Raw genomic sequence first — 19,765 nt, 5'->3', positions numbered from 1 at the left:
ATTGTCGGATGTGATTAGCCTTTGAGGCTGTCCAGGTCTTCAACGTTGATCGTGTCCAGATTGCGGAACAGGACCACCAGGATCGCCAGGCCGATCGCCGATTCAGCGGCGGCCACGGTGAGGATGAAGAAGACGAAGATCTGCCCCGCCGCGTCGCCCAGGTAGTGCGAGAAGGCGATGAAGTTCAGGTTCACTGCCAGCAGCATCAATTCGATGGCCATCAGCAGGATGATGACGTTCTTGCGGTTCAGGAAAATGCCGACGATCGAAATCGCGAACAGGATGGCGCCCAGAACCAGGTAGTGGGCCAGGGAGAGAGTCATTGCGCCTCCTTAGGTGCGGCGGTCGTCACCGCTTCAACGATTGCAGGGGCTTCCTTGACGGCGTCCATCTTCACGATGCGCACGCGGTCGCGCGCCTTGACCTTGACGGCGTCGGCCGGGTCGATGAACTTGGTGTCCTTGCGCTTGCGCATGGTCAGCGCGACGGCGGCGATGATCGCCACCAGCAGGATCACGGCCGCGACTTCGAAGCCATAGATGTACTGGGTGTAGATCAGGCGCCCGAGCTCCTTGGTGCCGCCGATGTTCACGGCGTTGGCCGCATTGGCCGCCGCACCGTCGAACGACAGGAACGACTTCCACAGCACGGCAGCCATTTCCAGGACGATCACCGCGCCGACCACGGAGGCCACCGGCAGGTAGCTCCAGAAGCCTTCGCGCAGCTTGTCGAGGTTGATGTCCAACATCATCACGACGAACAGGAACAGCACCATCACGGCGCCCACATACACGAGCACCAGCACGATGGCCAGGAACTCGGCCTTGAGCAGCATCCAGATGCCGGCGGCGTTGAAGAACGCCAGCACCAGGAACAGCGCAGCGTGCACCGGGTTACGGGCCGTGACCACGCGCAGCGAGGCCAGGACCATCACTGCGGCGAACACGTAGAAAAGAACGGTTTGAAAATCCATGGGCGCCTCGGTCAGCGGTACTTGGCGTCGGCCGCGCGGTCGGCGGCGATCTGTTGTTCGTAGCGGTCACCCACGGCCAGGAGCATCTCCTTGGTGTAGTACAGGTCACCGCGCTTCTCGCCGTGGTATTCCAGCGTGTTGGTCTCGACGATCGAATCGACCGGGCAGCTCTCTTCGCAGAAGCCGCAGAAGATGCACTTGGTCAGGTCGATGTCGTAGCGCGTGGTGCGGCGCGAACCGTCTTCACGCTGCTCGGACTCGATGGTGATCGCCATCGCCGGGCACACCGCTTCGCACAGCTTACAGGCGATGCAGCGCTCTTCCCCGTTGGGGTAGCGGCGCAGCGCGTGCAGGCCGCGGAAGCGCGGCGACAGCGGCGTTTTCTCTTCCGGGAACTGCACCGTGATCTTGCGAGCGAACATGTAGCGGCCGGTCAGGGCCATGCCCTTGAACAGCTCCGTGAGCATGAAGCTCTGGAAAAAGTCTTTTACCTTAGTCATTCTGTGTGCGCTCTCTTACTTCCAAATATTCCACGGGGTCTGCATCCAGGTGGCGACAAACACCAGGTAGACCAGCGTCAGCGGAATGAACACTTTCCAGCCCAGGCGCATGATCTGGTCATAGCGGTAGCGCGGGAAGGTGGTACGGGTCCAGATGAACAGGGTCACGATCAGGAAGGCCTTCAGGAACAGCCAGAAGAAGCCACCGAACGCGCCACCGAATTCGAGGATCGCCAGCGGGGCGCTCCAGCCGCCCAGGAACATGACGGAACCGAGCACGCCGATCAGGATCATGTTGGCGTATTCGGCCAGGAAGAACATCGCGTACGACATGCCGGAGTATTCCACCATGTGACCACCGACGATCTCGGACTCGCCTTCCACCACGTCGAACGGGTGGCGGTTGCACTCGGCGAGGCCGGACACCAGGTAGACCACGAACACCGGCAGCAGCGGCAGCCAGTTCCACGAGAAGATGTTCAGGCCGTGCGACGCGGCCCAGCCGACCTGCTGGCCGAGGACGATGTCGCTGAAGTTCAGCGAGGACGAGACCATCAGCACGATCACCAGGCAGAAGCCCATCGCGATCTCGTACGACACCATTTGCGCGGACGCGCGCATGGCGCCCATCAGCGAGTACTTGGAGTTCGACGACCAGCCGGCGATGATCAGGCCATACACCTCGATCGAGGTGATCGCCATCAGCAGCAGCAGGCCGGCGTTGACGTTGGCCAGGGCTGCCTGCGGGCCGAAGGGCACCACGCACCATGCGGCCAGCGCCGGCATGATGGTCATGATCGGACCGAGGAAGAACAGGAACTTGTCCGAGCGCGCCGGGAGAATGATCTCCTTGAACATGAACTTGAGCGCGTCGGCGATCGGCTGCAGCAAGCCGTTCGGACCCACGCGGTTCGGGCCCACGCGGATCTGGATCCAGCCCAGCAGGCGGCGCTCCCACAGCGTCAGGTACGCCACGCAGCCCATCAGCGGCAGCACGACGATCACGATCTTCAGGAGCGTCCACACGAAGGCCCACAGCGTGGGCCCCAGCAGCGCCGACCCGTTGGTCGTCAGGGTGTTGATGAATTCTGGCGCAGCCATTTACTTGCTCTCCCCTGCTTTTTCAACTTGGACTTCGCCGAACATGTCGCCCAGAGTCGAGACGTTCGGGTGGGCGGCCGGCACGCGCACGACGTTGGCCGGGAGGGCCGCGTCGATCGCCGCCGGGAGGATCGCAAAGCCGGTGCCCTGCGTGACCTTGACGTCGTCGCCGGCCCGCACGCCCAGGTGCTCGGCCAGGGCCGGAGCCATGGCGGCCACCGGCGGCTGGCCGTCGGCGGTGCGCAGCAGCGGCTCGGAGCGGCGGGCGATGGCGTCCGCGAAGTAGATCGGGACTTCGGCGTAGCGCTGCAGCGAACCCGCATTGGCGTACGACGCGGCTTGTGGCGCGGTGCGGCCGATGTTGTTCAGCTTCGATTGAACCGACGCCGTGCCGGCGCCGAGGGCTTCATCGCGAATCTGCTCGGAGGTCTCGTAGTTGAAGCCATCGAGCGTGAGCAGGTTGCCCAGCACGCGCAGGACTTTCCAGCCCGGACGCGCATCGCCCAGCGGCTTGCAGGTGCCGTTGAAGGACTGCACGCGGCCTTCGCAGTTGATGAAGGTGCCGGAGGTCTCCGAGAACGGAGCGATCGGCAGCATCACGTCGGCGTAGTCGGCGCCGTGCGCGAATGCGGACAGCACCACCACCATTTCGGCGGCGTCCAGCGCGGCGCGGGCCTGCTGCGGATTGGCCGCATCCAGTTCCGGCTCGGCGTTGAACAGGACGTAGGCTTTTTTCTGCTCGCCGGCGCGCTGCGCGAACAGGTTGCCCTTGTTCGAGGTCGCGCCGACGATGTAGCCGCCGACGGTGTTCGCGGCTTCCACGGTGTAGCCGAACTTGGCGCCGGTCTGCTCGGCGATCCACTGCGCGGCCGCAGCGATCTGCGCGAACTGCGGATGGTGCGTCACGGCGTTACCCAGCCAGACCGCCCCACCCTCGCCGTTCAGGGCCGCGGCCAGCGCTTTCGCCTTGTCCGATGCCTGCACGCTTTCAAAACCAGCCGGTGCGGCCACGCCCTTGGCGGCGGCCACGCCTGCCACCACTTCGCTCAAAGCAGCCAGCCAGTCCGACGGCGCAGCCACGATACGGGCAGCGGTCGACATCAGCAGGTTGTCCGCGGTCGAGCCGATGGTGGTCAGCTTGCAGCCTGCCTTGACGGCGGCGCGCACGCGGGTCGACAGCAGCGGATGGTCCTTGCGCAGGTTGGAGCCGATCACCAGCAGGCGCTTGAGGCCCGGGACTTCGGCGATGTTCATGCCCAGCGACGGCACCACCGTGCCATCCAGCGCAAAGTCGGTCTGGCGCAGGCGGAAGTCGATGTTCTCCGAACCGACGCCCGAAGCGATCTTCTTCAGGAGGTACAGTTCTTCGGTGGTCGAGTGGCCGGTGGCGGCGATCGCGATCGAATCCGCGCCATGCTCGTGGCGGATGTTACGCAGGCCGTGGGCCACGTATTCGAGGGCGGTCTGCCAGTCGGTCTGCTGCCATGCCCCGCCCTGCTTGATCATCGGGTGGGTCAGGCGCTGGTCGGTGGACAGGGCTTCGTACGAGAAGCGGTCCTTGTCCGAGATCCAGCATTCGTTGATGTCTTCGTTCTCCAGCGGCAGCACGCGCATCACGTGGCCACCCTTGACCTGGACGATCAGGTTCGAGCCGAGCGAATCGTGCGGCGACACCGACTTGCGGCGGCCCAGTTCCCAGGCGCGTGCGGTGTAGCGGAACGGCTTCGAGGTCAGCGCGCCAACCGGGCACAGGTCGATCATATTGCCCGACACTTCGGAATCGACAGTCTTGCCGACGAAGGTGGTGATCTCCGAATGCTCGCCGCGGCCCAGCATGCCAAACTCCATCACGCCGGCCACTTCCTGGCCGAAGCGCACGCAGCGGGTGCACTGGATGCAGCGGGTCATCTCTTCCATCGAGATCAGCGGGCCGGCGTCCTTCGGGGCCACCACGCGCTTTTCTTCTTCGTAGCGCGACTGGCCGTTGCCGTAGCCGACCGCCAGATCCTGCAGCTGGCATTCGCCGGCCTGGTCGCAGATCGGGCAATCCAGCGGGTGGTTAATCAGCAGGAATTCCATCACCGAGCGCTGCGCCTGGACCGCGCGGTCCGAGGCGGTCTTCACGATCATGCCGGCCGAGACCGGGGTCGCGCAGGCGGGCAGCGGCTTCGGTGCCTTCTCGACTTCCACCAGGCACATGCGGCAGTTGGCCGCGATCGACAGCTTCTTGTGATAGCAGAAGTGCGGGATGTAGGTACCAAGCTTGTTGGCCGCGTCCATCACCATGGAACCAGGCGCGACCTCAACCTTCTTACCGTCAATTTCAATTTCAACCATGAGAGTTCTCTGGCTTCTTAAATGTATGCGGGCACGAGGCAGTGCTTGTGCTCGATGTGATAGGCGAATTCGTCGCGGAAGTTCTTGATCATGGCTTCCACCGGCATGGCGGCAGCGTCGCCCAGTGCGCAGATGGTGCGGCCCTTGATGTTGCCGGCGACCGAGTTCAGGACGTCGAGGTCTTCCGGACGGCCCTGGCCGTGCTCGATGCGGTGGACCATGCGGTACAGCCAGCCGGTGCCTTCGCGGCACGGGGTGCACTGGCCGCACGACTCTTCGTAGTAGAAGTACGAGAGGCGCAGCAGCGACTTGACCATGCAGCGGGTCTCGTCCATGACGATCACGGCGCCGGAACCGAGCATGGAGCCGGCCTTGGCGATCGAGTCGTAATCCAGGTCGGTGTCCATCATGACTTCGCCGCGCACCACCGGTGCCGACGAGCCGCCCGGGATCACGGCCTTGATCTTCTTACCGCCGCGCATGCCGCCGGCTAGCTCCATCAGCTTGGCGAACGGGGTGCCCAGCGGGACTTCGTAGTTGCCCGGACGCTCGACGTCGCCCGAGATCGAGAAGATCTTGGTGCCGCCGTTGTTCGGCTTGCCGAGCGCCGCGTAGGCTTCGCCGCCCATGTTGAGGACGAACGGCACCGCCGCGAAGGTCTCGGTGTTGTTGATGGTGGTCGGCTTGCCGTACAGGCCGAACGAGGCCGGGAACGGCGGCTTGAAGCGCGGCTGGCCCTTCTTGCCTTCCAGCGATTCCAGCAGCGCGGTTTCTTCGCCGCAGATGTAGGCGCCGTAGCCGTGGTGGGCGTGCAGCTGGAACGAGAAGCCCGAACCGAGGATGTTGTCGCCCAGCCAGCCGCCGGCGCGCGCCTCTTCCAGCGCCTCTTCAAAGCGCAGGTAGTCCGCGAAGATCTCGCCGTGGATGTAGTTGTAGCCGACGGTGATGCCCATCGCGTAGGCGCCGATGGCCATGCCTTCGATCAGCGCGTGCGGGTTGTAGCGGATGATGTCGCGGTCCTTGAAGGTGCCCGGCTCGCCTTCGTCGGTGTTGCAGACGAGGTATTTCTGGCCCGGGTACTGGCGCGGCATGAACGACCATTTGAGACCGGTCGGGAAGCCGGCGCCGCCGCGGCCGCGCAGGGACGAGGTCTTCAGCTCGGCGATGATCTGCTCGGGCGGAATCTTCTCTTCCAGGATGCGGCGCAGGGCCGAATAGCCGCCGCGGTTGATGTAATCCTGGAGGTGCCAGTTGTCGCCGGTCAGGCCAGCCAGGATCAGGGGTTTGATGTGACGGTCGTGCAGACTGGTCATTTCTTGAGTTCCTCCACCAGCGCGTCCAGCTTCTGTTCGGTCATGAACGAGCACATGCGCTTGTTATTGACGAGCAGGACCGGCGCGTCGCCGCACGCACCCATGCATTCGCCTTCGACCAGGGTGAACTGGCCGTCTTCGGTGGTGCCGCGGTAGTCCACGTTCAGCTTGCGCTTGAGGTAGTCGCCCACGCGCTCGCCGCCGGACAGGGCGCACGGCAGGTTGGTGCAGACCGAGATCTTGTGCTTGCCGACCGGCTTGACGTTGTACATGTTGTAGAACGTGGCCACTTCCTGGACGGCGATCGGCGGCATGCCGATGTAGTTGGCGATGTCTTCCATCGTTTCCGGCGCCAGCCAGCCCTTCTCGTCCTGGGCGATGGCCAGCGCGGCCATCACGGCCGACTGGCGCTGGTCGGCCGGGTACTTGGCCAGCTCGCGGTCGATTTTCTTGTATGCGTCTTCAGATAACAGCATGATGTGCCTTGTACTAAACCTTTTAACGGTCGATCTCGCCGAACACGATGTCCTGGGTGCCGATGATGGTGACCACGTCGGCGATCATGTGGCCGCGGGCCATCTCGTCCAGGCTCTGCAGGTGCGCGAAGCCGGGGGCGCGGATCTTCAGGCGGTAGGGCTTGTTGGCGCCATCGGACACGATGTAGATGCCGAACTCGCCCTTCGGGTGCTCGACCGCGCTGTACGCCTCGCCCGGCGGGACGTGGAAGCCTTCGGTGAACAGCTTGAAGTGGTGGATCAGCGATTCCATGTTGGTCTTCATGTCCACGCGCGACGGCGGGGCGACCTTGCGGTTGCTGGTCATCACCGGGCCCGGGTTTGCCTGCAGCCAGGCCACGCACTGCTTGATGATGCGGTTGGACTGGCGCATCTCTTCGATGCGGACCAGGTAGCGGTCATACGAGTCGCCGTTGACGCCGACCGGGATGTCGAACTCCACCTTGTCGTAGGCCGCGTACGGCTGCTTCTTGCGCAGGTCCCAGGCGATGCCCGAGCCGCGCAGCATGGCGCCGGTGAAGCCCATCGCCAGCGCATCTTCCGGCGACACCACGCCGATGCCGACGGTGCGCTGCTTCCAGATGCGGTTGTCGGTCAGCAGGGTCTCGTACTCGTCCACGTAGCCGTCGAAGCGCTTGGTGAAGTCGCCGATGAAGTCCAGCACCGAGCCCTGGCGGTCTTCGTTGCGCTTGGCCAGTTCCTTCTCGTTGCGGATCAGCGAGGCCTTGTACTGCGGCATCGCGTCCGGCAGGTCGCGGTAGACGCCGCCCGGGCGGTAGTAGGCCGCGTGCATGCGCGCGCCCGACACCGCCTCGTACACGTCGAACAGATCCTCGCGGTCGCGGAAGGCGTACAGGAACGGGCCCATGGCGCCGATGTCCAGCGCGTGCGCGCCCATCCACATCAGGTGGTTCAGCAGGCGCGTGATCTCGTCGAACATGGTGCGGATCCACAGCGCGCGCTCGGGCACCTGGATGTCCAGCAGCTTCTCGATCGCCATCACGTAGGCGTGCTCGTTGGCCATCATCGACACGTAGTCGAGACGGTCCATGTACGGGACGGACTGCAGGTAGGTGCGGGTCTCGGCCAGCTTCTCGGTCGCGCGGTGCAGCAGGCCGATGTGCGGGTCGGCCCGCTGCACGACTTCGCCGTCCAGCTCCAGCACCAGGCGCAGCACGCCGTGCGCGGCCGGGTGCTGCGGGCCAAAGTTCAGGGTGTAGTTCTTAATCTCAGCCATTATTTCGTCCCGTAGTTTTCTTCGCGGATCACGCGCGGGATGATCTCGCGCGGTTCGATCGTCACGGGTTGGTAGATCACGCGCTTCTGCTCGGGGTCGTAGCGCATTTCGACGTAGCCGGAGATCGGGAAGTCCTTGCGGAACGGGTGGCCGATGAAGCCGTAGTCGGTCAAGATGCGGCGCAGGTCGTTGTGGCCTTCGAACAGGATGCCGTACAGGTCGAACGCTTCGCGCTCGTACCAGTTGGCGGCGCGCCAGATGGGCACCACCGAGGCGATCACCGGCATGTCGTCGTCCGGCGCGAACACGCGCACGCGCAGGCGCCAGTTGTGGGTCACGGACAGCAGGTGCGAGACGGCGGCGAAACGCGGGCCGTCATAGGTGCCTTCGCCGTAGCTCTGGTAGTCCACGCCGCACAGGTCGATCAGTTCCTCGAACTTGAGGGCCGGGTCGTCGCGCAGGGTTTGCATCACGGCCAGGTAGTCGGCGGCCTTCACCACGATGGTGACTTCGCCCAGCGCCACGGTGACGGCGGCGCGCTCGCCCAGCACGGATGCGAGCGAGCTTTGCAGTTGTTGAATTTTCGCGGTCGTCATGGTGCTTAGCGGGCGATGGTGGAGGTGCGCTTGATCTTGCTTTGCAGCTGCAGGATGCCGTACAGGAGCGCTTCCGCGGTCGGCGGGCAGCCCGGCACGTAGACGTCGACCGGCACGATGCGGTCGCAGCCGCGCACCACCGAGTACGAGTAGTGGTAGTAGCCGCCGCCGTTGGCGCAGGAGCCCATCGAGATCACCCAGCGCGGTTCCGGCATCTGGTCGTAGACCTTGCGCAGTGCGGGCGCCATCTTGTTGCAGAGGGTGCCGGCCACGATCATCACGTCGGACTGGCGCGGGGACGGACGGAACATGAAGCCAAAGCGCTCCAGGTCGTAGCGGGCCGCGCCCGCGTGCATCATCTCGACCGCGCAGCAGGCCAGGCCAAAGGTCATCGGATGCAGCGATCCGGTGCGGGCCCAGTTGATCAGCTTGTCGGCTGTGGTGGTGATGAAACCTTCGTTCAAAACGCCTTCAATAGACATGGCTCATTCCCAATCAAGGGCACCTTTCTTCCAGATGTACCAAAAACCGACCACGAATTCGGCGATGAACACCATCATGGTCACGTAAGCGGACCAGCCCAGCTCACGCATGGAGACGCCCCATGGGAAGAAGAATGCCGTTTCGAGGTCAAACAAAATAAACAGGATGGCGACGAGGTAGTAGCGCACGTCGAACTTCATGCGCGCGTCTTCGAACGCTTCGAAGCCGCACTCGTACGGGGACAGCTTTTGGGAGTCCGGCTTGTGCGGGGCCAGGATGAAACCCAGGACCTGGGGCAGGACGCCGACGCCGAGGCCGACGAGGATGAAAAGCAGAACGGGGAAGTAATTCTCGAGGTTCACGGTGATGAGCCCAGGTTGGTCGGTTAAAACATGCGCCGCATGGAGCAGCGCCAACCGCGCAAACCTGGCTTGTGGCCTACCACCAGGATCGAACGGCTGATCCTCGTAAAAAAGCCAGCTCAGGCACTGCCCTTGCTGGCCCTTGAATTTCTGGTGCCGACGGCGAGACTCGAACTCGCACAGCTTGCGCCACTACCCCCTCAAGATAGCGTGTCTACCAATTTCACCACGTCGGCTAAGAGACCGCTATTTTAACCTGAGGAGCATACTTTGCCAATGCAGAATTTGTGCCCGCTCAAGGTTATCGCAGTCTTTTTACGGCTTTTTTTGCTGCGCTTGCGTCAATATTCGATGAAACATTGACATTCCCAACAACGGCCGGATTCGGGACCGAATCGGCCGCTGCCGTGCCCCGCTTATTTCGGGATCGTATTGCCCTGCTGCGCCGGGGCAGGGGCGGTGGTCACGCCGGCCGGCGGGGTGGCCGCGGTCTGCGCCGGGACCACGGTGCCGACCACCGGGCCGTTCGGGGTGCCCGCCGGGGCGGCCGGGATCTGGCCCTGAGCCGGAGCCGGTGCGGCCGGGGCCGCCGGGATCTGCTGGCTCTTCTGCTGCTCCATCAGACCGCCGCCGGTCGGGGCCACGGTGCGCTGCTGGGTGCCCATGTACGACAGGGCCAGGGTGCAGGCAAAGAACACCACCGCCGCCACCGCCGTCGACTTGGACAGGAAGTTGGACGAGCCGGAGGCGCCGAACAGGCTGCCCGATGCGCCCGAGCCGAAGGCCGCGCCCATGTCAGCGCCTTTGCCGTGCTGCAGCAGCACCAGGCCGATAATGGCCAGCGCCGAAATAACCTGCAGCAGGACGATCAGATTGAACACCATGTTCATTGCAATTCCAGTTCGAAAGTGAGGGTGAAAATAAAGTCGAAAATCAGAATCTCAAGCGCGCGCGGCCGTCTTTATGCGCCGGCGGCGATAATCGCCAGGAAGTCGGGCGCCTTCAGCGATGCGCCACCGATCAGGCCGCCGTCGATGTCCGGCTGGGCCATCAGCTCGGCGGCATTGTCCGGCTTCATGCTGCCGCCGTACAGGATGCGCACCTGGGCGCCGTGCTGGGCATGCTTTTCCTTCAGCTGCATGCGCAGGCGGGCGTGCACGGCCTGGGCCATCTCCGGGGTCGCGGTGACGCCGGTACCGATCGCCCAGATCGGCTCGTAGGCGACCACGATGTGTTCCAGCTGCTCCGGCTCCAGGGCATCGAGCACGGCGCCGAGCTGGGCGCTGCAATGGGCGTCGGTCTGGCCTGCTTCGCGCTGGGCCAGCGATTCGCCGACGCACACGATCGGGGTCAGGCCGGCGTTCAGGGCGGCGACGGTCTTGTCCGCCACGAGCTGGTTCGATTCGCCGTGGTTGCCGCGGCGCTCGCAGTGGCCGAGGATGACCCAGCGGCAGCCGAAGTCCTTCAGCATCGTCGCCGAGATCTCGCCGGTGAAGGCGCCGGACAGGTGGCGCGACACATCCTGCGCGCCCCAGCTGACCGCACTGCCTTGCAGCGCCTGCTGGCACTGGGCCAGGTAAGGAGCCGGCGGACACACCGCCGCCTCGGCGCCGCTGCCATCGTAACCGGCCACGATGCCAGACAGCAGCGAGGCGTTCGAGGCCAGGCTGCCATTCATCTTCCAGTTACCAACGACGAGTTTTCGGCGCATGAGCAGGCTTTGCGAGAGCAAATAACCCGGCATTGTACCCGCGCCGCATCGCGAGGGTCAAACAAGGCGTTGCGATTCGTGCAAGAAATTGGCTTGGCCGACTAAATCTGCAACACAATTTTCCCGATGTGGGTGCTCGATTCCATCAGCGCGTGCGCGGCGGCGGCCTCCTCCAGCGGGAACACCTGGTGGATCACAGGGCGGATGCGGCCGGCTTCGATCAGCGGCCACACCTGCGCCCGCAGGCTGGCGGCGATGGCCGCCTTGAACGCGACCGGACGCGGGCGCAGGGTCGAGCCGCTGATGGCCAGTCGGCGGCGCAGCACCTGGCCCATGTCGATGGTGGCTTTGCTGCCGCCAAGGGTGGCGATGGTGGCGATGCGGCCGTCGTCGGCCAGGCAGTCGAGCTCGCGCTGCAGGTAGTCGCCGGAGACCATGTCCAGCACCACGTCCACGCCCTTCCCTTCGGTCAGCTGCTTGACCACCGAGGTGAAGTCCTCGGTCCGGTAGTTGATGCCGCGCTCGGCGCCCAGCTGCTCGCAGGCGCGGGCCTTGTCGTCGCTGCCCGCGGTGGCGAACACGCGGTGGCCCAGGGCGGCCGCGATCTGGATCGCGGTAACGCCGATGCCGGAGGTGCCGCCCTGCACCAGCAGGGTCTCGCCCGGGGCCAGGCGGGCGCGGTCGAACACATTGGTCCAGACGGTGAAGAAGGTTTCCGGCAGCGCCGCGGCTTCCAGCACCGGCATTCCGACCGGCACCGGCAGGCACTGCGCCAGCGGCGCCGCGCAGTACTCCGCATAGCCGCCACCCTGCACCAGCGCGCAGACCAGGTCGCCTTTCTGGAACTCGCTGCCATCGAGGTCGCCGTCGACGATCTCGCCCGCCACCTCCAGCCCCGGCAGATCCGACGCACCCGGCGGGACCGGGTACAGGCCCTTGCGCTGCAAGACGTCCGGCCGGTTGATCCCGGCGGCCTGCACCTTGATGAGGACTTCGCCCTCCTTGATGATCGGGATCGTCCGGGCGCAAGGCTGCAGGACCTCCGGCCCGCCTGGGGCGGTGATTTCAATGGCGCGCATGGTGTTCTTGATGTTGGTTGGCCTGGCGGGGATTGTACCGAACGGCTCGAATCGCGTTGTCCGCCACGCCGGCGCCACCGGCGAGCCGGCGGCCACCAGCGCGCTGACGGAGGCGCGCGGCAGCGCGTACCGCAGCCGCCAGTGGCCCCAGCAAACACTGTGCGGTGGCTCTACTGCGTGGGCCAAACCCCCGCTTATAGTCTCCGGGCACACCACTTGCACCGTCACCCAGGAGACCATATGAGCATCATCCGTTTCGCCTTCCCTGCCCTCGCTCTTGCGGCAGGCCTTGGCGCCGCCCCGCAAGCGCTGGCCGCATCGGCCTCCGCGTCCACCTCCGCGGCACCGCCTGCCTCCGCCAACTGTTGCGCCATCGTGGAACTGCGCCGGTACGTGACCTATCCCGGCACGCGCGACACGCTGGTGCGGCTGTTCGAGGACCGCTTTATTGAATCGCAGGAGGCGCTGGGCATCCGCGTGATCGCCCAGTTCCGCGACCTGAACGAGCCGGACCACTTCACCTGGGTGCGCGGCTTCAGCGACATGGAAGCGCGCAGGAAGGCGCTGACGGACTTCTACCTGGGCAGCCCGGTCTGGCAGGCCAACCGCAATGCGGCCAATGCCACGCTGTACGACAACGACGACGTGCTGCTGCTGCACCCGGCCGCGCCGGGATCGGGATTCGCCTACGATCCGGCGCGCCGCGCACCGCCAGGCGCGACGGCAGCGCCGGACAGCTTCGTGGTGGCGCAGGTGTATTCCTTCGCCCAGCCCGTGGCGGCGGAGTTCACCGAATTCTTCGACCGCGAGCTGATGCCGCTGTTCGAGCGCCATGGCGCACAGGTGCTGGCCCGGCTGGTGACCGACAAGAGCCGCAACACCTTCGAGCGCCTGCCGGTGCGGGAGGATGTGAATGTGTATGTGTGGTTCGCGCGCTTTGCGAACCGGGCCGCGTATGACAGCTACCGCGCGCAGCTGGGCGAAGATACCCGCTGGCGCGGCGAGCTGTTCGCCCGCCTGCGCAAGCAGCTGCAGCGCCCGCCGGAGGTGCTGATGCTGACCCCGACGGCGCGCTCCCAGCTGCGCTGAGCCAGCCGCTGCCCCGGCCAATGTTCTGGGGGGCGCCGGCGCGCGTCAGCCGCTGGCGCCCGTGCGGGACGCCGTCGGCAGCGGCGTGCCCGGCTTCCAGGCCGAGGACAGGGCCTGCCCTTCCTCGATCTGCTCCTGTGTCATCTGCTTGCTGAGCGCGGCGCGCTGCTCGACGGCGTTCATGTTGCCGCCCGCCGCCGACAGGTTCCACAGCATGTAGGCCAGCACATAGTCCTGCGGCACGCCAGCCTGGTGGTACTTGTACATCAGCCCCAGCGCGTGCTGGGCCTGCGCATGGCCCTGCTCGGCCGCCTTGCGGAACCAGTACACCGCCTGCCGGTGATCCTGCGGCACCGCGTTGCCCTGGTAGTACATGGCCGCGATGACGTACTCGGCATCGGCCTTGCCCTGCAGCGCCGCCTTGCGGTGCCATTCAAAGGCCTGCTTGTAGTCGCGCTTGACGCCGCGCCCCATGTAATACATCAAGCCCAGCAAGTGCTGGGCGTCAGCATTGCCGGCCTGGGCCAGCGGCGCGATCTCCTTCAGCGCGAGCGCGTAGTTCTTCGCGTTGTAGGCACTGGCCCCCTCGGCCAGCCCGGCGTGCGCGCCCGACTGCAAGCTGAATGCGACCGCAATCGCAATCAATAGTTTTCTCATGTCTCGTTGTGAACGTCGTTCTACGTTTTCTTCTTCGTTCCCGCGGTCCTGCCGCGTGCGTGTGGGGGGGGTTACTTCCAGCTGACCTTGCCCAATCCGTCCACGCTGACCTTGCGGTTCAGCGGCTTGCCGTACACAGTCACCGAACCCAGGCCGGACAGGCTCAGGCTGGCGCTTTGCCTGGCGTGCACCGTGGCGTTGCCCAGGCCGGACAGGTCGACATCGACGCTGTCCACCTCGAACTGCTGGGCATCGATGCTGCCCAGGCCGTTCAGGTTCGCTTTCAGCCACTTGCCGCGCCCGGCCAGGTTGACGGAGCCGGCCCCGTGCAGGTCCAGGTTGATCCCGGTGCCGTCACCGCCAGCGATGTTCATGCTGCCCACCCCGCCGAGGTTGGCGTTGACCACCTTGTAATTGCAGTTGACCTTGACCGAACCCGCGCCTTCCAGGCCGACCACCAACTCGTCCCCGGAGAATCCGCGCACTTCGGTCGATCCGACCGTGTCGGACACCACTTCGCGCAACTGCGGCAGGACCAGCTCGGCGCGGATGGTCTTGGCATTGATATGCCCGTGCTCGCTGAAATTGGTTTCGATCGTCAGCGTGTCGCCACTCTGGCTGACGGAGGTTTTATCGAGGTAGCGCCGCTCCCCGTTCAGCGTCAGGCTGGGGGTGGCGCCTTGGCGCAGCTGCAGGCTCACCACGCCGTCCAGGTGCACCCGCTGCACCCGGGCATCGACCGGGCGGGATTCCGTCACCACCGGGTCGGCCGCGACCGCGCCGCCCTGCACCGCCACGAAGGCCATCAGGCCGAAGCCATACTGGAAGAACTTGTTCATGCACACTCCTGAAACGAAACTGGCGATACAGTACCAGAGTTGGGGACCACCGCACCATGGCGGCCGATGTCAGCACTGTACCGGCGCGCCGCCCTCCCGCCGAGCGGATTGCGATGAACTGCACGAATCGGCCTGCAAACGGGCGTGTCGCTGGACAGGCTGCAGGCTTGTGCACGCAATCGATTTCGCTTATCCCCCCGAGAATTTGTCCGTTCTCGTCCATGGTCTATGCACTAAAATGATCTTTCAGTCCAGACAAGAGTCGCCATGACCCTCCCTCCCACGCCGTCGCTCCCGCTGAATGAACCCGCACTGATCCGCAGCAGCCTGGATTTTCCGGTGGTCGGCATCGGCGCCTCGGCTGGCGGACTACCGGCCCTCATACGGCTGTTCGAGAACATGCCCGCCCGCGACGACCTCGCCATCGTCATCATCCTGCATCTGTCGCCCAAGCACCAGAGTACGGCGGACGCGGTCCTGCAGCGCTATACGCGCATGCCGGTCGAGCAGGTCAGCGCCAGCACGCCGATCGAGCGCGGCCATGTGTACATCATTGCGCCCAACGTGCAGCTGTCGATGAATGACAACTACCTGCACATCGCGCCGATGGACCGCCCACGCGGGCAGCACGTGGCCATCGATGTGTTCTTCCGGACGCTGGCGGACGTGCACCGCGAACGGGCGATCGCCGTGGTCCTGTCCGGGACCGGCGCCGATGGTGCGGTGGGGCTGGCCCGCATCAAGGAGCAAGGCGGCGTGACCGTGGTCCAGGCCCCCAGCGACGCCGAATACGACGGCATGCCGAGCGCCGCGATCGGCACCGGCATGGTCGACTTCGTCCTGCCCGCCATGGACATTCCGCAAAAGCTGCTGGAGCTGGCGGAGAACGCCCGCCGCATCGAACTGCCCGCGCTGGGCGACGGCGAGGTCCTGCCGCTGGCCCATCCCCCGGCCAGTGCGGCGCTGGAAGCCGAGGACGCGCTTCAGAACATCCTGGGCATGCTGGCCGCCTCCACCGGCCACGACTTCCGGCATTACAAGCGCGCCACGGTGCTGCGCCGGATCGAACGGCGCCTGCAGGTGCGCGGCCTGTCCAGCCTGCCGCAATACCGGGATCTGCTGCTGCAGGACCCGGGCGAGCACCAGGCGCTGCTGAACGACATGCTGATCGGCGTGACCAACTTCTTCCGCGACCGCGAGAGTTTCGACGCCCTGGAGCGCGACTACATCCCCGAGCTGTTTCGCGACAAGGCCCGCGGCGACGAAGTGCGCGCCTGGTCGGCGGCCTGCGCCACCGGGGAGGAAGCGTATTCGGTCGCGATGCTGCTGGCCGATTTTGCCGGAACACTGTCCGATCCCCCCTCGGTCCAGGTGTTCGCCTCGGACATCGACGAGCAGGCAATCGCCACTGCGCGCGCCGGGCTCTACCCGGCCTCGATCGTGGCCGACGTGCCGCCTTCCCGCCTGCGCCAGTTCTTCACCCGCGAGGACCAGCGCTACCGCATCCGCAAGGCAGTGCGCGACCGCATCCTGTTCGCGACGCACAACATCCTGCGCGATCCGCCTTTTTCCAAGCTGGACCTGATCAGCTGCCGCAATCTGCTGATCTACCTGAACCGGGATGTCCAACTGCGCGTCCTGGAGATGTTCCACTTCGCCCTGCGTCCGGGCGGCATCCTGTTCCTGGGCGGCTCGGAATCCGCGGAAGCGGCCGGCAGTTTCTTCACGCCGCTGGACAAGAAGCACCGAATTTACCGGGCTCGCCCGCTGAGCCGCCTGATGCGCTTCAGCCCGCCTGTCGCGCCGGTCCGCATGCCGCGCGTGGCCGACCAGCCTCCCCTGCCCGTCGCCACACCGCGGCCGGCCAGCTACGCCGAGCTGCACGAACGGGGCCTGGTCATGACCGCAGCCCCCAGCGTGGTGGTCGACCGCGACTCCAGCGTCGTGTACATGTCGGAACAGGCGGCGCGCTTCCTGCGCATGCCCGGCGGCGAACCCTCGCGCAACGTGCTGACGCTGGTGATCCCCGAACTGCGGATCGAACTGCGCGCCGCGCTCTACCAGTGCCAGCAAAGTGGCAATAACGTCGATTCGCGCAGCGTGCACCTGACCCGCGCCGACGTCGATGTGCTGGTCCAGGTGCGGGTCCGCCGCTTCCGCGAGGACAAGACTGAGCAGGATTACTACCTGATCAGCTTCGAAGAGCAGCCCAACCGCACGCCGCCCGACTCGACCCGGTCCTACGTCGATGGGCAGGATTCGGCGGTCACTCTGCTGGAAGCCGAACTGCTGCGCACCAAGGACCAGTTGCAGGAAACCATCGAACAGGCCGAGGTCTCGACCGAGGAACTGCGCGCGTCCAACGAGGAGCTGCAGGCGATCAACGAGGAGCTGCGCTCGGCCACCGAAGAGCTGGAAACCAGCAAGGAAGAGCTGCAGTCGGTGAACGAGGAACTGGTCACGGTCAACTACGAACTGAAGGTCAAGGTCGAGGAGACGGGCAAGGCCAACGACGACCTGAACAACCTGATCGCCTCGACCGACATCGCCACCGTGTTCGTCGACAGTGCCATGCGCATCAAGCGCTTCACCCCGCGCGCCACCGACATTTTCAGCATGATCCCGGGCGACATCGGACGGTCGCTGCTGGACATCACCCACCGCCTGGACTACGACCAGCTGGCCGAGGATGTGGAGACCGCCTTCGACACCCTGCGTCCGGTCGAGCGCGAGGTCCGCCACAACGACGGCGGCCACTACATCGTGCGCCTGCTGCCCTACCGCACCACGGAGGACAAGATCGAAGGCGCGGTGATGACCTTCTTCGACATCACGCGCCGCCGCGAAGCCGAAGAGCGCGTGCGCGCCAGCGAAGAGCGCATGCGGCTGGTGGCCGACAGCACGCGCGACTTCGCCATCATCACGCTCGACCTGCAAGGCCAGGTGACCAGCTGGAACAAGGGCGCCGAGCGCATCTTCGGCTATGTCGAACAGGACATCGTGGGCCGGCCGATCGGCGCCATCTTCACGCCGGAGGACCTGGCCAGCGGCGCGCCCGAAGACGAGCTGCGCCGCGCGCGCGCCGACGGGCGTTCGGAGGACGAACGCTGGCACCTGCGCCGCGACGGCGCGCGGGTGTTCTGCAGCGGCGTAACGAATCCCCTGATCCGGAACGGCGAGCTGAGCGGCTACGCCAAGATCGCGCGCGACCGCGCGGCAGGCGACGGGCCGACGGTGGACAGCCGGCACCAGGCGAACCCGGAGGGCACCGCGGCCCAGGAGGAATTGCTGGCCACGGTGTCGCACGAATTGCGGCACCCGCTCAACCTGGCGCAGATCAACCTGGAGCTGCTCCACCGTGCACCAGGCGTACGCCAGTCGCCGCTGGCCGCCAAGGCGCTGGACGCGATCCGCAACGCGCTGCGCACGCAGCACCGCCTGATCGAAGACCTGCTGGACCTGTCGCGCATTGCCACGGGCAAGCTGCATCTCGAAATCGCCCCCGTCCCGCTGATTCCGCTGGCCGAGAGCATCATCGACGGCTTGCGCGCGGACCCGGGCAGCAGCAGCCTGACGATCGACCTCGTGCTGCCGGCCGGCGCTGGCATGATGGTGCGGGCCGATCCGGTGCGGCTGGAACAGATTCTCATGAACCTGCTCGGCAATGCCATCAAGTTCACGCCCGCCGGCGGCACCGTCACGCTGCGGCTGGCGCAGGAGAACGAGATGGCCCGCCTGGATGTCTGCGACACCGGCACCGGCATCGCGCCCGACTATCTCCCCCGCGTGTTCGACATGTTCGGCCAGGGTCCCACCTCTCTGGCGCAGCTGAAACCGGGCCTGGGCATCGGCCTGGCCCTGGTCAAGCAGATCGTGGTGCTGCTCGGCGGCCGCGTGGAGGCGCACTCGGCGGGGACGGGCTACGGGACTCGCATCTCGCTGTGGCTCCCGCTGACGGAGGGCCAGGACCCGCTCCCGGCCGAGGCGGTCGGGGAAGACCTGAGGGCCGCCGTCGCGGGCAAGCGCATTCTGCTGGTGGACGACACCGATGACGTCCTGTGGGTGTTCCGCTCGCTGCTGGAGATGGAGGGCGCCACGGTGTTCACGGCCGACGGCCCGCAGCAGGCGCTGGAACTGCTGGCACGCGAACCCATGGATCTGCTGATCTCCGACCTCGCGATGCCCGGGATGGATGGCTATGCGTTCATCGAACAGGTGCACGCAGTGGCCCAGCATGGACAATTGCCGGCCATCGCCGTGTCGGGCATGGTGCGGCCGCAGGACGTGGAGCATGCGCGCGCGGCAGGGTTCGCCGCTTTCCTGGGCAAACCGGTGTCGGTCGAGCGGCTGGCGGAGGCGATTCGCACCTTGCCGCCGCGGCCGGGCGCGGAATAGGCGCCGCGGCCGTCCCGTGTCCCACGGGCGACCGGGCCGCCGCGGTGCACGCCCATGCGCGGTGACAGGGGCGGCTCGAAGAAATCAGCGGTTGTGGGACGGGCCGACGGTTTGCCAGCCGGAGGCGCTCCAGCGCAACAGCTCGCGCGGGGCCAGCGGGTTGGGCGACTGCGCGGCCACGGTGCCGGCCAGGTCGCGCAGCGATTCGATGGTATCGGGCGAGGTGTCGGACACGTACAGCACCAGATCGGTGGTCGGCATCGCGATCACCAGTTCCCCATGCTGGGCCGCCGCCAGCGCGGACCACTGCCCGTGCAGGGCCACGCGCCCCACTTCGAACAGCGAGCCGCCGACACTGCCGACCTCCCCCTGTCCTGCGGGCTGCGCCACCTGCGACAGCGGCGGCAGCGCGGCCGCCGTGTTGGCGCGGCCGAGCGCGAAGGCTTCTTCTTCCGACAGGCCCAGGGCCGACAGGTCGCGCGCGCTCAAGGTGCGCACGGCGCGCGGCGTATCGAGCACTGCCAGTTCATATAGCCCGGTGGCCAGGGCCCGCGCCGGCAGGGCTGCCGCGTCGGCCC

At 65.9% G+C, this 19,765-nt stretch carries 19 protein-coding genes and 1 tRNA gene; 2 read left to right on the top strand and 18 right to left on the bottom strand.

The window, feature by feature from the left end; translation table 11 throughout:
• Window positions 1–14: 14 nt before the first annotated feature.
• The 15 genes from nuoK to E4L96_RS09045 form a co-directional block, all read right to left on the bottom strand.
• Window positions 15–323 carry an NADH-quinone oxidoreductase subunit NuoK gene (gene nuoK, locus E4L96_RS09115; protein WP_135206902.1) on the bottom strand — a complete coding sequence of 103 codons (309 nt, stop codon included), beginning with the start codon at window positions 321–323 and terminating at the stop codon, window positions 15–17.
• A complete protein-coding gene (locus tag E4L96_RS09110; RefSeq protein WP_135206901.1) occupies window positions 320–973 on the bottom strand; it encodes an NADH-quinone oxidoreductase subunit J in 654 nt (217 codons plus the stop codon). The genes nuoK and E4L96_RS09110 overlap by 4 nt, the downstream gene beginning before the upstream one ends.
• Window positions 974–984: 11 nt before the next feature.
• Window positions 985–1,473, bottom strand: a complete 489-nt coding sequence (gene nuoI / locus E4L96_RS09105) for an NADH-quinone oxidoreductase subunit NuoI (protein ID WP_135206900.1) — start codon at window positions 1,471–1,473, stop codon at window positions 985–987.
• A 15-nt stretch (window positions 1,474–1,488) separates the two neighbouring features.
• Window positions 1,489–2,574, bottom strand: coding sequence for an NADH-quinone oxidoreductase subunit NuoH (gene nuoH, locus E4L96_RS09100; protein ID WP_135206899.1), 1,086 nt, complete (start codon window positions 2,572–2,574; stop codon window positions 1,489–1,491).
• The gene (nuoG, locus tag E4L96_RS09095; RefSeq protein ID WP_135206898.1) at window positions 2,575–4,911 is read right to left on the bottom strand and encodes an NADH-quinone oxidoreductase subunit NuoG; all 2,337 of its coding nucleotides are present in this window, start codon (window positions 4,909–4,911) and stop codon (window positions 2,575–2,577) included. It lies immediately after the preceding gene.
• A gap of 17 nt (window positions 4,912–4,928) precedes the next feature.
• Window positions 4,929–6,224, bottom strand: coding sequence for an NADH-quinone oxidoreductase subunit NuoF (nuoF, locus tag E4L96_RS09090; protein ID WP_135206897.1), 1,296 nt, complete (start codon window positions 6,222–6,224; stop codon window positions 4,929–4,931).
• Entirely contained in the window at window positions 6,221–6,700 is a 480-nt protein-coding gene (gene nuoE, locus E4L96_RS09085; RefSeq protein ID WP_135206896.1) for an NADH-quinone oxidoreductase subunit NuoE, read from the bottom strand. Before nuoE ends, nuoF begins: the two co-directional genes overlap by 4 nt.
• 22 nt (window positions 6,701–6,722) lie before the next feature.
• Window positions 6,723–7,976: an NADH-quinone oxidoreductase subunit D gene (locus E4L96_RS09080; RefSeq protein ID WP_135206895.1), complete on the bottom strand. Its 1,254-nt coding sequence runs from the start codon at window positions 7,974–7,976 to the stop codon at window positions 6,723–6,725.
• Window positions 7,976–8,572 carry an NADH-quinone oxidoreductase subunit C gene (locus E4L96_RS09075; protein WP_135206894.1) on the bottom strand — a complete coding sequence of 199 codons (597 nt, stop codon included), beginning with the start codon at window positions 8,570–8,572 and terminating at the stop codon, window positions 7,976–7,978. The genes E4L96_RS09080 and E4L96_RS09075 overlap by 1 nt, the downstream gene beginning before the upstream one ends.
• A 5-nt stretch (window positions 8,573–8,577) precedes the next feature.
• Window positions 8,578–9,054 carry a NuoB/complex I 20 kDa subunit family protein gene (locus tag E4L96_RS09070; protein ID WP_135206893.1) on the bottom strand — a complete coding sequence of 159 codons (477 nt, stop codon included), beginning with the start codon at window positions 9,052–9,054 and terminating at the stop codon, window positions 8,578–8,580.
• Between the two features lie 3 nt (window positions 9,055–9,057).
• On the bottom strand, window positions 9,058–9,417 hold the full coding sequence (locus tag E4L96_RS09065; RefSeq protein ID WP_135206892.1) for an NADH-quinone oxidoreductase subunit A: 360 nt from the start codon (window positions 9,415–9,417) through the stop codon (window positions 9,058–9,060).
• 151 nt (window positions 9,418–9,568) lie between these two features.
• A tRNA-Leu gene (locus tag E4L96_RS09060) sits at window positions 9,569–9,653 on the bottom strand.
• 180 nt (window positions 9,654–9,833) lie between these two features.
• A complete protein-coding gene (secG, locus tag E4L96_RS09055; protein WP_135206891.1) occupies window positions 9,834–10,307 on the bottom strand; it encodes a preprotein translocase subunit SecG in 474 nt (157 codons plus the stop codon).
• 71 nt (window positions 10,308–10,378) lie between these two features.
• Complete coding sequence (gene tpiA, locus E4L96_RS09050) at window positions 10,379–11,128, bottom strand: triose-phosphate isomerase (protein ID WP_135206890.1); 750 nt, start codon at window positions 11,126–11,128, stop codon at window positions 10,379–10,381.
• Window positions 11,129–11,229: 101 nt separating this feature from the next.
• Complete coding sequence (locus tag E4L96_RS09045; protein ID WP_135206889.1) at window positions 11,230–12,207, bottom strand: NAD(P)H-quinone oxidoreductase; 978 nt, start codon at window positions 12,205–12,207, stop codon at window positions 11,230–11,232.
• 240 nt (window positions 12,208–12,447) lie between these two features.
• Between E4L96_RS09045 and E4L96_RS09040 the strand changes: the two genes are divergently transcribed.
• Window positions 12,448–13,296, top strand: coding sequence for an NIPSNAP family protein (locus E4L96_RS09040; RefSeq protein ID WP_135206888.1), 849 nt, complete (start codon window positions 12,448–12,450; stop codon window positions 13,294–13,296).
• Between the two features lie 45 nt (window positions 13,297–13,341).
• On the opposite strand, the gene E4L96_RS09035 is transcribed toward E4L96_RS09040, so the two are convergent.
• Window positions 13,342–13,953, bottom strand: coding sequence for a tetratricopeptide repeat protein (locus E4L96_RS09035; RefSeq protein WP_135206887.1), 612 nt, complete (start codon window positions 13,951–13,953; stop codon window positions 13,342–13,344).
• Window positions 13,954–14,024: 71 nt separating this feature from the next.
• Window positions 14,025–14,792: a GIN domain-containing protein gene (locus tag E4L96_RS09030; RefSeq protein WP_135206886.1), complete on the bottom strand. Its 768-nt coding sequence runs from the start codon at window positions 14,790–14,792 to the stop codon at window positions 14,025–14,027.
• A 267-nt stretch (window positions 14,793–15,059) separates the two neighbouring features.
• On the opposite strand from E4L96_RS09030, the gene E4L96_RS09025 reads away from it, so the two are divergent.
• The gene (locus tag E4L96_RS09025; RefSeq protein ID WP_135206885.1) at window positions 15,060–19,187 is read left to right on the top strand and encodes a CheR family methyltransferase; all 4,128 of its coding nucleotides are present in this window, start codon (window positions 15,060–15,062) and stop codon (window positions 19,185–19,187) included.
• A gap of 84 nt (window positions 19,188–19,271) precedes the next feature.
• Here the strand turns inward: E4L96_RS09025 and E4L96_RS23630 are convergent.
• Window positions 19,272–19,765: DUF1444 domain-containing protein (locus E4L96_RS23630; RefSeq protein ID WP_502654450.1), on the bottom strand; the 494-nt coding region annotated here is incomplete at its 5' end.

The organism is Zemynaea arenosa, from assembly GCF_004614185.1.
Classification (GTDB): Bacteria; Pseudomonadota; Gammaproteobacteria; order Burkholderiales; family Burkholderiaceae_D; genus Telluria; species Telluria arenosa.
This window is presented reverse-complemented; position numbering and strand designations above follow the sequence as displayed.

Coding starts and splice junctions, on each gene's coding strand:
- E4L96_RS09070 (WP_135206893.1), bottom strand. CDS start 9,054: ATGTCTATTGAAGGCGTTTTGAACGAAGGTTTCATCACCACCACAGCC.
- nuoF (WP_135206897.1), bottom strand. CDS start 6,224: ATGACCAGTCTGCACGACCGTCACATCAAACCCCTGATCCTGGCTGGC.
- tpiA (WP_135206890.1), bottom strand. CDS start 11,128: ATGCGCCGAAAACTCGTCGTTGGTAACTGGAAGATGAATGGCAGCCTG.
- secG (WP_135206891.1), bottom strand. CDS start 10,307: ATGAACATGGTGTTCAATCTGATCGTCCTGCTGCAGGTTATTTCGGCG.
- E4L96_RS09110 (WP_135206901.1), bottom strand. CDS start 973: ATGGATTTTCAAACCGTTCTTTTCTACGTGTTCGCCGCAGTGATGGTC.
- E4L96_RS09035 (WP_135206887.1), bottom strand. CDS start 13,953: ATGAGAAAACTATTGATTGCGATTGCGGTCGCATTCAGCTTGCAGTCG.
- nuoK (WP_135206902.1), bottom strand. CDS start 323: ATGACTCTCTCCCTGGCCCACTACCTGGTTCTGGGCGCCATCCTGTTC.
- nuoE (WP_135206896.1), bottom strand. CDS start 6,700: ATGCTGTTATCTGAAGACGCATACAAGAAAATCGACCGCGAGCTGGCC.
- nuoH (WP_135206899.1), bottom strand. CDS start 2,574: ATGGCTGCGCCAGAATTCATCAACACCCTGACGACCAACGGGTCGGCG.
- E4L96_RS09040 (WP_135206888.1), top strand. CDS start 12,448: ATGAGCATCATCCGTTTCGCCTTCCCTGCCCTCGCTCTTGCGGCAGGC.
- E4L96_RS09075 (WP_135206894.1), bottom strand. CDS start 8,572: ATGACGACCGCGAAAATTCAACAACTGCAAAGCTCGCTCGCATCCGTG.
- E4L96_RS09025 (WP_135206885.1), top strand. CDS start 15,060: ATGACCCTCCCTCCCACGCCGTCGCTCCCGCTGAATGAACCCGCACTG.
- E4L96_RS09030 (WP_135206886.1), bottom strand. CDS start 14,792: ATGAACAAGTTCTTCCAGTATGGCTTCGGCCTGATGGCCTTCGTGGCG.
- nuoI (WP_135206900.1), bottom strand. CDS start 1,473: ATGACTAAGGTAAAAGACTTTTTCCAGAGCTTCATGCTCACGGAGCTG.
- nuoG (WP_135206898.1), bottom strand. CDS start 4,911: ATGGTTGAAATTGAAATTGACGGTAAGAAGGTTGAGGTCGCGCCTGGT.
- E4L96_RS09045 (WP_135206889.1), bottom strand. CDS start 12,207: ATGCGCGCCATTGAAATCACCGCCCCAGGCGGGCCGGAGGTCCTGCAG.
- E4L96_RS09080 (WP_135206895.1), bottom strand. CDS start 7,976: ATGGCTGAGATTAAGAACTACACCCTGAACTTTGGCCCGCAGCACCCG.